The 13,583-nt window shown below is 73.4% G+C and carries 15 protein-coding genes and 1 riboswitch; of the genes, 7 read left to right on the top strand and 8 right to left on the bottom strand.

Going from position 1 to position 13,583, the window contains the following annotated elements; genetic code table 11:
• Positions 1-315 (top strand): 3-deoxy-7-phosphoheptulonate synthase (locus tag ABH931_RS22380; protein WP_370116021.1); only part of this gene is annotated, 315 nt, incomplete at its 5' end.
• A gap of 131 nt (positions 316-446) precedes the next feature.
• On the top strand, positions 447-680 hold the full coding sequence (locus tag ABH931_RS22375; RefSeq protein WP_370116017.1) for a bacterioferritin-associated ferredoxin: 234 nt from the start codon (positions 447-449) through the stop codon (positions 678-680).
• Between the two features lie 49 nt (positions 681-729).
• Here ABH931_RS22375 and bfr read toward each other — a convergent pair whose 3' ends face one another.
• Positions 730-1,209: a bacterioferritin gene (gene bfr / locus ABH931_RS22370; protein WP_370116014.1), complete on the bottom strand. Its 480-nt coding sequence runs from the start codon at positions 1,207-1,209 to the stop codon at positions 730-732.
• A 132-nt stretch (positions 1,210-1,341) separates the two neighbouring features.
• Here bfr and ABH931_RS22365 point away from each other — a divergent pair, with 132 nt between their 5' ends.
• Complete coding sequence (locus ABH931_RS22365; protein WP_370116010.1) at positions 1,342-1,974, top strand: sulfite oxidase-like oxidoreductase; 633 nt, start codon at positions 1,342-1,344, stop codon at positions 1,972-1,974.
• A gap of 82 nt (positions 1,975-2,056) precedes the next feature.
• On the opposite strand, the gene ABH931_RS22360 is transcribed toward ABH931_RS22365, so the two are convergent.
• Positions 2,057-2,932, bottom strand: coding sequence for a hypothetical protein (locus ABH931_RS22360; protein WP_370116007.1), 876 nt, complete (start codon positions 2,930-2,932; stop codon positions 2,057-2,059).
• A gap of 93 nt (positions 2,933-3,025) precedes the next feature.
• Here ABH931_RS22360 and ABH931_RS22355 point away from each other — a divergent pair, with 93 nt between their 5' ends.
• The gene (locus ABH931_RS22355; protein ID WP_370116003.1) at positions 3,026-3,580 is read left to right on the top strand and encodes a GNAT family N-acetyltransferase; all 555 of its coding nucleotides are present in this window, start codon (positions 3,026-3,028) and stop codon (positions 3,578-3,580) included.
• A 63-nt stretch (positions 3,581-3,643) separates the two neighbouring features.
• On the opposite strand, the gene ABH931_RS22350 is transcribed toward ABH931_RS22355, so the two are convergent.
• From ABH931_RS22350 to thiO, 5 genes are all read right to left on the bottom strand, one after another.
• Entirely contained in the window at positions 3,644-4,231 is a 588-nt protein-coding gene (locus ABH931_RS22350; RefSeq protein WP_370115999.1) for a GNAT family N-acetyltransferase, read from the bottom strand.
• Complete coding sequence (gene pknB, locus ABH931_RS22345; RefSeq protein WP_370115996.1) at positions 4,231-6,210, bottom strand: Stk1 family PASTA domain-containing Ser/Thr kinase; 1,980 nt, start codon at positions 6,208-6,210, stop codon at positions 4,231-4,233. The genes ABH931_RS22350 and pknB overlap by 1 nt, the downstream gene beginning before the upstream one ends.
• 128 nt (positions 6,211-6,338) lie before the next feature.
• Positions 6,339-7,133 carry a thiazole synthase gene (locus ABH931_RS22340; protein WP_370115992.1) on the bottom strand — a complete coding sequence of 265 codons (795 nt, stop codon included), beginning with the start codon at positions 7,131-7,133 and terminating at the stop codon, positions 6,339-6,341.
• Between the two features lie 5 nt (positions 7,134-7,138).
• Positions 7,139-7,360, bottom strand: a complete 222-nt coding sequence (thiS, locus tag ABH931_RS22335; RefSeq protein ID WP_370115988.1) for a sulfur carrier protein ThiS — start codon at positions 7,358-7,360, stop codon at positions 7,139-7,141.
• The gene (gene thiO, locus ABH931_RS22330) at positions 7,357-8,553 is read right to left on the bottom strand and encodes a glycine oxidase ThiO (protein ID WP_370115985.1); all 1,197 of its coding nucleotides are present in this window, start codon (positions 8,551-8,553) and stop codon (positions 7,357-7,359) included. Before thiO ends, thiS begins: the two co-directional genes overlap by 4 nt.
• A riboswitch (TPP riboswitch) is annotated at positions 8,547-8,658 on the bottom strand. Its footprint overlaps the gene before it by 7 nt.
• Positions 8,659-8,677: 19 nt before the next feature.
• Here thiO and ABH931_RS22325 point away from each other — a divergent pair.
• Entirely contained in the window at positions 8,678-9,844 is a 1,167-nt protein-coding gene (locus ABH931_RS22325; protein WP_370115982.1) for an NAD(P)/FAD-dependent oxidoreductase, read from the top strand.
• 209 nt (positions 9,845-10,053) lie between these two features.
• Here ABH931_RS22325 and ABH931_RS22320 read toward each other — a convergent pair whose 3' ends face one another.
• Positions 10,054-10,239: a hypothetical protein gene (locus ABH931_RS22320; RefSeq protein ID WP_370115979.1), complete on the bottom strand. Its 186-nt coding sequence runs from the start codon at positions 10,237-10,239 to the stop codon at positions 10,054-10,056.
• Between the two features lie 128 nt (positions 10,240-10,367).
• On the opposite strand from ABH931_RS22320, the gene ABH931_RS22315 reads away from it, so the two are divergent.
• The gene (locus ABH931_RS22315; RefSeq protein WP_370115975.1) at positions 10,368-11,198 is read left to right on the top strand and encodes an enoyl-CoA hydratase family protein; all 831 of its coding nucleotides are present in this window, start codon (positions 10,368-10,370) and stop codon (positions 11,196-11,198) included.
• A 99-nt stretch (positions 11,199-11,297) separates the two neighbouring features.
• The gene (locus tag ABH931_RS22310) at positions 11,298-13,538 is read left to right on the top strand and encodes a bifunctional salicylyl-CoA 5-hydroxylase/oxidoreductase (RefSeq protein ID WP_370115972.1); all 2,241 of its coding nucleotides are present in this window, start codon (positions 11,298-11,300) and stop codon (positions 13,536-13,538) included.
• Positions 13,539-13,583: the final 45 nt, after the last annotated feature.

Raw genomic sequence — 13,583 nt, 5'->3', positions numbered from 1 at the left:
GGCGCCCAGGTCGCCTGGATCTGCGACCCGATGCACGGCAACACCTTCGAGGCCTCCAGCGGCCACAAGACCCGCAACTTCGACGACGTCCTGGATGAGGTCAAGGGCTTCTTCGAGGTCCACCGGGCACTGGGCACCCACCCCGGCGGCATCCACGTCGAACTCACCGGCGACGACGTCACCGAATGCGTCGGCGGCGGCGACGAGGTCTTCGTCGACGACCTCCACCAGCGCTACGAGACCGCCTGCGACCCCCGCCTCAACCGCAGCCAGTCCCTCGACCTCGCCTTCCTCGTCGCCGAGATGCTGCGCTGACGCAGCCCGGCGGTGCGGTGCGAGTGTGACGAAGGCCCCCTCGGTTTCGACCGAGGGGGCCTTTTCGTATCCCGGGGAGATTGACTAAGGTAAGCCTTAGCTCAGTCGCCGCCCAGCCCTGGAGGACCCCGATGTACGTGTGCCTGTGCCACGGCGTCACCGAGGACCGGGTCCGCCAGGAGATAGCGGACGGCGCGAAGACCCCCCGCCAGGTCGCCAAGGGCTGCAAGGCCGGCACGGACTGCGGCTCCTGTGTCCGCCGCATCCAGGCCCTCCTGGGCCACGAGGGCGCCCGCCCCTGCCCCACCGCCCGCCTGGCCACCAAGCTCGGCCTCCCGGCGACCTCGACGGCCGAGGCCGCGTAGCGGCCTTCCGGGCGCGAGGCTCTGCCGCCATGCGGCTCCGCCTCTGAGGTCAGCTCTCGGGCTGCTCGATGAGCTGGGCGATGTAGAGCGGCTCGCCGAGCTTCTCCAGCAGTTCCAGTTGGGTGTCGAGGTAGTCGATGTGGTGCTCCTCGTCCGCCAGGATCGACTCGAAGACGTTGGCCGACGTGACGTCCCCCTTGGCGCGCATCACGACGATCCCCCGGCGCAGCCGGTCGATGGCCTCGACCTCGATCTGCCGGTCCGCCTCGAACATCTCCTTGACCGTCTGCCCGATGCGCAGGTGGAACAGACGCTGGTAGTTGGGCAGCCCCTCCAGGAAGAGGATGCGGTCGGTCAGCACCTCGGCGTGCTTCATCTCGTCGATGGACTCCGAGCGGGTGAACTTCGCGAGCTTCGTCCAGCCGAAGTTCTCCTGCATCTTGGCGTGCAGGAAGTATTGGTTGATGGCGGTCAGCTCGGCCGTCAGCTGCTCGTTCAGGAACTCGATGACCTCGGGGTCGCCCTGCATGGGTCGCGCCCTTTCTTTCCCGATTCGTCCGGTTTCGAGGCATCGTTCCACTCCGGACGCCGCGAATCCAGCAAGGTCACACTCAGCTGACCCGTGGCGTTCGCGGCTCTGTGCATCTGTCACCATTGAGCCATGGGTCAGTCCGAAAACGAGCAGGCTGCGGCCTCGGAGGCCCAGGGGCTGCCTCCCGGCCAGCGCCTGCAACGCGGCTGGCCGGTGCTCCACTACGGGCCGATCCCACGCTTCAAGCCGGCCACCTGGGAACTCCAGGTCTTCGGCGCGACCGCCGACGGCGACAAGCACAGCTGGACCTTCGACGAGTTCACCGCGCTGCCGCGCACCGAGGTCACCGGCGACTTCCACTGCGTGACCCGCTTCAGCATGCTCGGCAACCGCTGGGGCGGCGTCGCCACGGCCACGATCCTGGCCCTGGTCCCGCCCGCGCCCGAGGTCACCCACGTCATGGTCTGGGCCGAGTACGGCTTCAGCGCCAATCTGCGCCTGGCCGACTTCGCCTCACCCGCGTCGGTCTTCGCCACCCACCGCGACGGCGAACCCCTCACGGTCGAGCACGGCTTCCCGGTCCGGCTGGTCGTGCCGCACCTGTACGCGTGGAAGGGGCCCAAGTGGGTCCGTGCGGTGGAGTACATGACCGCCGACCGTCGTGGTTTCTGGGAGGAACGCGGCTACCACAACCTCGGCGACCCCTGGCGCGAACAGCGCTACACCTACCAGGAGACCCAGGGCGACGGCCCCGAGGCCTGAGCGCCGAGGCCTGAGCGCTGAGGCCTGAGCGCTGAGCCCTGAGGCCTGAGCGCTGAGGTTCGGGCCCCCGAGGTTCGGGGCCTCAGGCCTTCCGGTCGCGCGTCAGGCCGATCACCACGGCGACCGCCAGCCCGGCCGCGAGGGTGAGCAGGCTCGGCAGGTAGTCGGAGACGTGGATCCGCGCGTCGGCGCCCGAGACCCGGCTGCCGACCTGGGCGATGGGAAGCATGCCGAGCGCCAGCAGCGGCACCCACCAGCGGAAGCGGACCGTGCGGTCGAGCAGCCAGGCCCGCACCAGCGCGCCGGTCCAGAACGCGAGAAGGAGGAAGAGGAACACCGCGGGCACCAGTTGCCCGATGTCGTAGCCGATCCACCCCTCGCCCTTGCCGAGATCGTCGGAGAGCTGGGCGTAGGTCCCGGCCACCGGGGCCACCATCACCAGGGTCGCGGCCGCCTGCCACGTCCCCGAGCGACGGAACCGGTACCGTCGCCGCGGCGGCGCGGCGAGCCGGGACTCGGCGTCGGTGTGCAGCTCCCACCAGGCGCTGAGCCGCGCGAACTTCTCGGGCAGCTCCGGGTCGGGCACGGACGGCGTCGAGATCAGTCCGGGCAGCACGGGCCGGCGTCCGTCGGCGCGCAGCATCCGGACGCTCTTGAGGGTCGGCGCGAAGCGGTACTCCTGAAGCCAGAGCACGCGGACCTCCGACCAGGGCGTCAGCCGGCCGCGGCCGAGGTAGCGGCGGACGCGGACGCCCTCCGGGCCCACGTGCGTCCAGCCGGCCCGGGTCATCAGCATGCTGAGGGCGGCGACCGTGACGAGGCCCAGGAAGACCCAGAAGACGGAGTCGACGTGCCGGGCCGCCAGCAGCCGGAAGGCGGTCAACGCGGTGGGGGCGGCCATCCGCCACCAGGGGAAGGAGCGCGAGCGGTCACTCGCGCGGAACCAGAGCTCGTCCACGGCGGAGGACTGTACGCGGTCGGGCGCCTGCCCGAAAGATCCGTCCCGGATATCCGTTTGCGCAGGTGGGAGATGGTCCGGAAAGATCCCGACATGGAATCCGTAGCCGAAGAGACCCTCCGTCACGACCGCGTCGTGCTGACCCGGTGGCGCGAGGACGAGATCGACGGGCTGACGTCGCTGATCGACGCGTCCCTGGAGCGGCTGAAGCCGTGGATGCCGTGGGCGCACACCCACTCCCGGGAGGCCGTCGCCGGTTACCTCGCCCAGGCCGACACCGACTGGGCCTCGGGCGCCGCCTACAACTACGCGATCCGCGAGGGCGCCGCCGACGCGCCGATCCTCGGGTCGTGCTCGATGATGGCGCGGATCGGCGAGGGCGGCTGGGAGATCGGGTACTGGATCCACGAGGACGGCGGTGGGCGCGGGCTGGTCACCATGGCGGCGGCCGCGCTCACCCGGCAGGCGTTCGCGCTGCCGGGGACGACGCATGTGGAGATCCACCACGACGCCGGCAACCACGCCAGTGGCGCGGTCCCGGCCAGGCTCGGCTTCGCCCGGGTGGAGCGGCGTCCGGACGCGGAGCTGGGCCGGGAGACCGTGGTGTGGCGGACGGAGCGTCAGGCCGCCGCAGCCCTCACCGGCTGAGGCGTAGGTCGGCGGCGCGGGCTGCGGCGCGGTCGGAGCCACGCCCCGGCGCCCAGGCCCGGCTCATCCCAAGGAGAAGCCCGAGCCCGGCCACGGGCCGGGCGCCTCGCCGACGGCCTTCTCGACCGTCTCCGTGCGCGCGAGCGTGAAGCCGCGGGCACGGTAGTTGGCCAGGGCCGCCGGGCCGTCCAGCGAGCAGGTCTCGACGATCACCGTGCGCGTCGCCGGGAGCGCGGGGTGACGCTCCGCCAGGTCCCAGGCGCGGCGCAGGCCCCGGTCGAGCAGGTGGCCGCCGAGGCCGCGGCCGATGAAGGCCGGCAGCAGGCCGAAGTAGACCACCTCGACCGCGCCGTCGCCGTGCGGGGCCAGCTGGACGTAGCCGGCGGGCGAGCCGGACACCCACGCCACCCAGGTCTCGGTGCCCGGGGCCCCGAGCCACTTCTCCCAGTCCGCGTAGCTCCAGCCGAGCCGGTCGACCCAGTTCCAGACCCCGCCGACGGCCGTGTACAGGAAACGCGCGAACTCCGGGCCGATCGCCTCGGCCCGCACCACGTCGAGGTCGAGCCCGGCGGGGGCCGGCACGGGCTCCGCCGGGAGAGCGGCCGCCGAGGCCTGCTCCAGGTGCCAGACGGTGACCGGAGTGAGCGTCATCAGTAGACCCAGATGGTGATCGTGCTGCCGAGACCGGCCTGGCTGTTGCCGCCCGGGTTCTGGCTGTGGACGGTCGGCGTGCCGAACAGCGAGAAGCCGAGCGTGCGGACCTTGAACCCGGCCTGCTTGAGCGTGCGCTGCGCGTCCTTCTCACTGAGCCCGGTGACGTCCGGCACGGTCACCTGCTGCTGGCCCTTGGAGACGGTCAGCGTCACCGTGACGCCCTGCTGCGAGGGGCCCGCGCCCGGAGTCGTCGAGGCGACCGTGCCCGCGTCCTGGTCGGAGAAGACCTGGTTCGGGTCGACCTTCACCTGGAAGCCCGCCTGCTGAAGGTCCGAGGTGGCCTGGGCGACGCTCTCGCCGGTGACGTCCGGCAGGTCGACGGGCTGCGGGCCGGAGCTGACGATCAGGGTGACCGGCGTGTTCGCCGCGACCTGGGTGCCGGCCGCCGGGTCGGTGCCGATGACGGCACCGGCGGCGATCGTCGGGTCGCCCTGCTGCCGCTGCCCGCCGACGACGAGGCCGACCTGTTGCAGCGCCGTGGTCGCGTCGCCCACCGACTTGCCCGACAGCGAGGGAACGGTCGGACGCTGGGCGCCCTTGGACACGTCGACGGTGACCGTGGCGTCCTTGCGGACGTGTGCGCCCGGGCCCGGATCGGTACCGATGACCGAGCCCCTGGCGACGGTCGGCGAGAAGTCCTGCCGGACCTGGACCACGAAGCCCGCGTTCTCCAGGGTCCGCACCGCCGTCGCCTGCGGCTCGCCCAGCACGCCCGGCACGCTCGTGTAGAGGCCGCCGTTGAGCGCCCAGGTCAGCCCGGCCAGCAGCAGCGCCAGCACCAGGACCACCCCGGTCGGCAGCACCCAGCGCGGGCGGCCGCCGCCCCGGCGGCGGCGCGCCACCGGCGGTGCGTCGGGCGTCTCGTGGCGCGGCATCACGAAGTCGGCGGGCAGCTCGCGCAGCAGCGCCGGGTCCATGATCGAGGTCCGCTCCACCGGTGCCTCCGCGGCGGGCCCGGTGGCCGCGCCCGCGAACGGCGGCAGCACGGTGGTGGCGGCGCCGACACCGCCCGGCTGCTGCGGCACCGGTCGCTGCGGCTCCGCGTCCAGCTGCGCGGGCGTCAGCCCGCGCCGGATCTGCTGGAGCGCGGCCAGCAGCTCGACCGCGTCGGCGGGACGGCGGGAGGCCTCACGCGCCGTCGCGGCGAGCGTGACGGCGTCCAGAGGCTGCGGCAGACCGGGCACCCGCTGCGAGGGCGGCGGGACGTCCGTGCTCAGGTGCTGGTAGATGACGTGCATCGGGCTCTCGCCGGTGTGCGGCTTGGAGCCGGTCAGCATCTCGTAGAGCAGCACGCCGCACGCGTACACGTCGGTGCGCGGGTCGGCCGCGCCGCGCTCGATCTGCTCGGGCGCCAGGTAGGAGACGGTGCCCATGACCTGCTGGGTGGTGGCCGCCGTCTGCCCGTCGACGGCGCGCACCAGGCCGAAGTCGGCGACCTTGACCCGGCCGTCCTCGGTGAGCAGCACGTTCTCCGGCTTCACGTCCCGGTGCACCAGGCCCGCGCGGTGGGCGGCGCCGAGCGCGGCCAGCACCGGCTCCAGGATGTCCAGCGCCGTGCGCGGGCTCAGCGCGCCGCGGTCGCGCAGCAGGTCGCGCAGGGTCCAGCCCGGCACGTACTCCATGGCCAGGAAGACCACCGCCGGCACGGCGGAGTGGTCCTCGCCCTGGTCGAAGACGCCGACGACGTTCGGGTGCGAGAGCCTGGCGACGGCCTTGGCCTCGCGGATGAAGCGCCCGACGAACTCCGGGTCGGCCGCGAAGGCGGGGTGCATCACCTTGAGCGCGACGACCCGGTCCAGCCGGGTGTCCAGACCCCGGTAGACGGTGGCCATGCCGCCCACGGCGACGCGCTGCTCGACCCGGTACCGGCCGTCGAGCATGCGCCCGATAAGGGGGTCCTGCAGCGTTACGTCCACCCTGAGGAGTGTAGGGGGAGGCGGAACCTCCGCCCGCGCCACGGCCCGATCCGTCGCAGAAGTGTGACGGCCGGGGCGGCACGGGCGGGTGCGGCACGCGGCTCAGCAGCCCGGCTCAGCAGCCCGGCTCAGAAGTCCGGTGCCTCCGGGTCGAACGCCGCCCGGCCCGCCATCGGCGAGGACGCCTCGGCGTGGAACCGCTTGGGGATGCGGCCCGCCCGGTGGGCCAGCCGCCCGGCCTCCACGCCCTTGCGCATCGCCTCCGCCATCAGCGCCGGCTCCTGGGCGCGGGTGACCGCGGTGGCCAGCATCACGGCCGCGCAGCCCAGCTCCATGGCCAGCGCCGCGTCCGAGGCGGTGCCGGCGCCCGCGTCCAGGATCACCGGGACGTTCGCCTGCTCGACGATCAGCTGGAAGTTGTGCGGGTTGCGGATGCCGAGCCCGGAGCCGATCGGCGAGCCCAGCGGCATGACCGCGGCGCAGCCAACGTCCTCCAGCTTGCGGGCCAGGACGGGGTCGTCGTTGGTGTAGGGAAGGACGACGAAGCCGTCGTCGACGAGGGTCTCGGCGGCGTCCAGCAGCTCGATCGGGTCGGGCAGCAGGGTCCGCTCGTCGGCGATGACCTCCAGCTTGACCCAGTTGGTCCCGAGCGCCTCACGGCTCAGCCGCGCCGTCAGCACCGCCTCCCCGGCGGTGAAGCAGCCGGCGGTGTTCGGCAGTACGTCGATGCCGCAACGTCGCAGCACCTCCAGGACCGAGCCGCGTGCGGCCGGGTTGATCCGGCGCATCGCGACGGTCGTCAGCTCCGTGCCGGAGATGAGCAGCGCCTGCTCCAGCACCTCCAGGCTGGGCGCGCCGCCGGTGCCCATGATCAGGCGGGAGGAGAAGGAACGGTCGGCGATGGTGAGCAGGTCGTCGGCCATGGTGGTCAGCCTCCCTGGACGGCGGTCAGGATCTCGACGCGGTCGGCGTCGGCGAGCACGGTGCCGTTCCACTCGCTGCGCGGGACCACGGCCTCGTTCACGGCGGCCGCGACACCGCTGCGCGCGCTCGACAGCTCGGCGACCACCTCGGCGAGGGTCACCCCGCCCGGTAGCGAGCGGATCTCGCCGTTGACGGTCAGTCGGATGGAGGCGGCGGGGGCGGTCATCGGGCGAACTCCGGGATCGGGCTGTGCTGGAAGCGGGTGGGAGTGAACGGCGCCGCCTCGGGAGGCAATGCGCCGGTGGTCAGGTAGGTGGCGATGGCGTCGCCGGTCACCGGAGTCAGCAGCACGCCGTTGCGGTGGTGGCCGGTCGCGGCGACCAGGCCCGGCAGCGCGGTCGGGCCGAGCAGCGGCGCGTTGTCGGGCGTCCCGGGCCGAAGGCCCGCGCTCGCCTCGACCAGCGGCAGCTCGGTGATGCCCGGCAGCAGCTCCCGGGCGTCGCGCAGCAGCTCGTAGACACCGCCCGCGGTGACGGTGGTGTCGAAGCCCTGCTCCTCCATCGTCGCGCCGAGCACCAGCTCGCCGTCCTCGCGCGGCACCAGGTAGAGGTGGACGCCCTTGACGACCGCGCGCAGGTTGCGGGAGAGGAACGGCATCGGCAGCGGCCCCTGCACGCTCTCCATCCGCAGCCGCAGCACCTGGCCCTTGACGGGGCGGACGGGCAGCTGGGCCTCGGGCGGCAGGCCCGGCAGCTCACCGCTCCAGCTCCCGGCGGCCAGGACGGTCTGCTCCGCGCGCAGGGTCGTGCCGTCCTCGGCACGGGCGCCTCCCGCGCGGTCGCCGTCGAGCAGCAGCTCGGCGGCGCGGGACCGGTGCAGGGTCACCCCGGCCCGGCGGCACGCCTCGACCAGGGCGGCGCCCAGGCGGCGCCCGTCGACCTGGTGGTCGTCCGCGACCAGCGTCCCGCCGCGCACGTCCGGTGCGAGCATCGGCTCGAGCCGGCGGCACTCGCGTCCGGTCAGCCACTGCGAGGTCAGGCCCAGGCGCTGCTGGAACGCGTGCACCTCGCGCAGCTCGGCCCGGTCGTCGGCGTCGAGCGCGACGGCGAGGGTGCCGCAGCGGCGGTAGCCGGTGCCGAGCCCGCCGCTCGCCTCGGTCAGCTCGGCGACGAAGTCGGCGTAGCGCGCGTTGGAGGCGATGCCGAGCGCGAGCAGGGGCTCCTCGCCGTACTGGAGCTCGGTGACCGGCGCCAGCATTCCGGCGGCGACCTGGTTGGCACCGTGCCCCGGGCCCGGGTCGAGCACGGTGACGGCGAGGCCCCGCTGCGCGGTGCGCCAGGCCACGGCCAGGCCGATGATCCCGCCGCCGACGACCAGCACGTCCGGCGGCACGGCTCGATCGACGTCCGATGACGTCATGGTTCTGCACTCCCTTCGCCGGAATGACCCGGATCAGGTTCGGACGGTCGGAGGCGCCCCAGCCTCCCTCTCAGCCCGGTGCTCCGGGCTCCCGCGTTCTGGACCCACTCTATACAGTGGCCGAATGGCTGTTGTGATCGTCGGGGCCGGAATGGCCGGGGTGCAGACGGCGGTGGCCCTGCGTGAGCAGGGATACGCCGGGACGCTGACGCTGCTGGGCGCGGAGGCCCACCCGCCCTACGACCGTCCGCCGCTCTCGAAGGACGTTCTGCTGGGGCGGGCGGAGCACTCGCGCTTCGAGATCGACTTCGACGAGCTGGACATCCGCCTGGACCTCGGTCGCCGGGCGCTCTCCCTCGACGTCGAGGCGCGGGCGGTCAAGACCGACGACGGCGACCTCGGCTACGACCACCTCGTGCTCGCGACGGGCGCGGCCCCCGTCGCGCTGCCCGGCCAGCCCGACTCGGCGTTCCTGCTGCGCACCCAGGACGACGCGCTCGCCCTGCGCGCGGCGCTGCGACCCGGCGCGCGCGTGGTCGTCGTCGGCGCCGGCTGGATCGGCGCCGAGGCGGCGACCGTCGCCCGGCAGCTGGGCTGCGAGACCACCGTCGTCGAGGCGGCCGCGTCCCCGCTCGCGGGCGCGCTCCCCGCGGAGTTCGGCGAGCGCACGCGCGCGTGGTACGCGGCGGCGGGGGTCGAGCTGCTCACGGCCTCGGCGGTCAGCGGGATCACGGCGCGGGCCGTGCACCTGACCGACGGCCGGGAGATCGCGGCGGACGTGGTCGTCGTCGGCATCGGCGCCCGCCCCGACAACGCCTGGCTGGCCGGCTCCGGCATCCCCCTCGACGACCGCGGCGCGGTCCGCGCGGACGCGCGCCTGCGGGCGGGACGCCCGGAGGTGTTCGCGGTGGGCGACTGTGCGTCCTTCCCGTCGGCCCGCTACGGGCGCAGGCTCGCGGTGCACCACTGGGACAACGCGCTCCAGGGCGCGCGGGTGGTCGCGGCCAACCTGCTGGGCGGGGAGGTGGACTACGACCCGGTGCCGTACTTCTGGTCCGAGCAGTTCGGCCACATGGTCCAGGTCGCGGGCTCGATCGACGCGGGCGCGCAGCAGGTCGCCCGTGGCGAGGACACGGTGTTGTGGCTGCGGGAGGACAGGCTGCAGGCGGTCCTGACGGTGGACAAGCCCCGGGACCTGGCGCAGGGACGGAAGCTGATCGAGGCGGGCGCGCGGCTGGATCCGGAGAAGGCGGCCGACCCGGCGACCGCACTGAAGGCTGCCACCGCCTGAGGTTGCACCCTCCAGGGGCGCGGGGCTCTGCTGATCAGCGGCTCCGCCGCGTCAGCCCGACAGGCCACCCACGCAGGTAGAGCACCGCACACGCAGGGCCATCCGCAGGCCGGTGGTTCTCGCGCCCACGCAGGGGGCACCTCGGGGCACCTCCCGGCCGAAGGCTGGGGGAGGAGCCGCGCATTGGCGAAGCCCCGCGCCCCGGGTGGTTACGCCACCCGCCGGTTGCCCACGGCCTCGTCCTCGTTCCCGAGAGGCCTCGCGGCCAGGACCGCCACAGGCGCGAGCATCAGCGTCGGGATCACGACCGCGAGCGCGGCCAGGACCGTGGGCGAGGTGACCCACTCCAGTGCGCAGATCGCGGCCACGACCACGGCGATCGGTGCGTAACGCATGCTCAGCTCCTTCGTCCTCGGCGTCCCTTGCAGTATGCACCAGGCCCGGCCCGGCGGCCGTTCCCAGCCGTCCACCCCTGGGCATATCGTGTTCGTGACGCTGGTCGACAACAGGGGAGGCTACTGCCATGAGCCCGTTCCGTGGATCCGTGCCGTTCACCGAGGAGTGGCGGCACTTCCGTCTGGCCCGTGACGAGGCGGGCGTGCTGACGGTCACGCTGGACCGGCCGGACAAGCTGAACGCGCTCACCTTCGAGTCCTACGCCGACCTGCGCGATCTCCTCGCGGAGCTGCCGCAGCGCGGGGACACCCGCGCGATCCTCCTGCGGGGAGAGGGCCGCGGCTTCTGCTCGGGCGGGGACGTCAACGAGATCATCGGCGCCACCCTGGCCATGCGGCCGGACGAGCTGCTGGACTTCACCCGGATGACGGGGCAGGTGGTCCGGGCGATGCGGGAGTGCCCGATCCCGATCGTCGCGGCGATCCACGGGATCGCCGCAGGCGCGGGATCCGTGCTGGCGCTGGCCGCGGACTTCCGGGTGGTCGCCCGCTCCGCGCGGTTCGCGTTCCTGTTCACCAAGGTCGGGCTGGCCGGCGCGGACATGGGCGCCGCGTACCTGTTGCCGCGCCTGGTCGGGCTCGGGCACGCCACCAAGCTGCTGATGCTGGGCGACACCGTGGACGCCGTCACCGCGGACCGGTACGGCCTGGTCAGCGATCTGGTCGAGGACGAGGAGCTGGACGCCACGGCGGGCGCGCTCGCGCGCCGCCTGGCCGAGGGCCCGGCCTTCGCCCTCGCGCAGACCAAGGCGCTGCTGACGCAGGAGCTGGACATGAGCCTCGCGGCCTCGGTCGAGCTGGAGGCGATGACGCAGGCACTGCTGATGAAGAGCGCGGACTACGCCGAGTTCCACGCCGCCTTCACGGGCAAGCGCCCGCCCAAGTGGCAGGGGCGATGAGCAGGGTCGATCAGCACGGTCGACGAGCGCGGCCGATGACACCGCATAGCGCTCTCGTTACGATGGTGAGGGACACGGCATAACGGCAGGGAGGCAGCTGTGCGGATCGCGGTCATCGGCGGTGGGCCGGGCGGGCTCTACTTCGCCGCGCTCGCCAAGCAGCACCGGCCGGCGGACGAGGTGACGGTCTGGGAGCGCAACGCGCCCGGGGACACCTTCGGGTTCGGCGTGGTGCTCTCCGACGAGACGCTCGGCGGGATCGAGGACGCCGACCCCGAGCTGTACGCCGCCCTCGCGGCGGGCTTCGCCCGCTGGGACGACATCGACGTGCACCTGCCCGGCGGCCAGGTCTTCACCTCCGGTGGGCACGGTTTCGCGGCGACCAGCAGGCGTCGCCTGCTCGGCCTGTTGCAGGACCGGTGCCGGGCCGTCGGTGTCGACCTGCGTTTCCGCGCGGAGGCGCCGCCCGCCGCCGAGCTGGCGCGCGCGTACGACCTGGTCGTCGCCGCCGACGGGGTGCGCTCGCGCACCCGTACCGCCGCCGCAGAGGTCTACCGGCCCGAGCTGGACGAGCGGCAGTGCCGCTACATCTGGCTCGGCACCGACCTGGTCTTCGACGCCTTCCAGTTCCAGGTGCTGCGCACCGAGCACGGCGTGATGCAGCTGCACGGCTACCCGTACTCCGACGCGGGCAGCACCGTCATCGTCGAGATGCGCGAGGACGTGTGGCGCCGCGCCGGGCTGGACCGGATGGACGAGCGGGAGTCCGTCGCCGCCTGCGAGAAGCTCTTCGCCGACCTGCTGGGCGGGCACGCGCTGCACGGCAACGACTCGCGGTGGATCGCCTTCACCACCGTCCGCAACGCCACCTGGCGCGACGGCAGGACGGTCCTGCTCGGGGACGCGGCGCACACCGCGCACTTCTCCATCGGCTCCGGCACGAAGCTCGCCATGGAGGACGCGGTCGCGCTCGCGGAGGCACTGCGCGGACACGACCGCGTGCCGGAGGCGCTGGCCGCGTACGAGGAGGAGCGGCGCCCCGTCGTCGCCTCCACGCAGCGCGCCGCGCAGGCGAGCCTGGAGTGGTTCGAGAACCTGGAGCAGTACCTCGACCAGCCGGGCTGGCAGCTGGCCTTCAACCTGCTCACCCGCAGCCGCCGGATCACCCACGACAACCTGCGGCTGCGCGATCCGGGCTATGTCGCGACGGCGGAGCAGGAGTTCGCCGAGGCCGGTACGCCGCCCATGTTCACCCCCTTCCGGCTGCGCGGGCTGACGCTGCGCAACCGCGTCGTGGTCTCCCCGATGGACATGTACAGCGCGCAGGACGGCCTGCCGAACGACTTCCATCTGGTGCACCTCGGCTCGCGGGCGCTGGGCGGCGCCGGGCTGGTGATGACGGAGATGGTCTGCGTCACCCCCGAGGGCCGGATCACCCCCGGCTGCACGGGCCTGTGGAACGACGAGCAGCAGGCCGCGTGGGCGCGGATCACCGGCTTCGTCCACGAGCGCAGCGGCGCGGCCGTCGGCCTCCAGCTCGGCCACTCCGGGCGCAAGGGCGCCACGCGGCTGATGTGGGAGGGCATGGACGACCCGCTCGCCCCCGAGCAGGCGTGGCCGCTGGAGGGCCCGTCGCCGCTCGCCTACCGGCCCGGTGTGGGCCAGGTGCCGGCGGAGCTGACGCACGAGCGGCTCGAGGCGCTGAAACAGCGCTTCGCGGACGCGGCGCGGCGCGGCGCGGAGGCCGGGTTCGACCTGCTGGAGCTGCACTGCGCGCACGGCTACCTGCTGTCCTCGTTCCTCTCCCCGCTGACCAACCGTCGCGAGGACGGGTACGGGGGGCCGCTGGAGAACCGGCTGCGCTGGCCGCTGGAGGTCTTCGACGCGATGCGCGCGGTGTGGCCGGGGGACCGCCCGATGACGGTCCGCATCTCCGCCACGGACTGGACGGAGGGCGGCAACGACACCGAGGAGGCCGTCGTCATCGCCGCGGCCTTCGCCGCGCACGGCGCGGACGCGATCGACGTCTCGACCGGCCAGGTCGTCCCCGAGGAGCGGCCCGCCTACGGCCGCTCCTACCAGACCCCGTTCGCGGACGCGATCCGCAACCGCGTGCGCGTGCCGGTCATCGCGGTGGGGGCGGTGTCGTCCTGGGACGACGTCAACTCGCTGCTGCTGGCCGGCCGCGCGGATCTGGTCGCCCTGGGGCGACCGCATCTGTACGACCCGGCGTGGACGCTGCACGCTGCGGCGGAGCAGGAGTGGTCGGGGCCGGGCGTGGAATGGCCGGTCCAGTACCGGGCGGGCAGCCGACGCCCGCAGACGGGCCGGAGGCAGTAGGCGCGGTGGCACCGTCCAGGGTCCAGGGCCCAGGGCTCTGCCGAT

Source organism: Streptacidiphilus sp. MAP12-33, assembly GCF_041261265.1.
Classification (GTDB): Bacteria; Actinomycetota; Actinomycetes; order Streptomycetales; family Streptomycetaceae; genus Streptacidiphilus.
The sequence above is the reverse complement of the archived record's forward strand: the minus strand, read 5'-3'. Positions and strand labels throughout refer to the sequence as shown.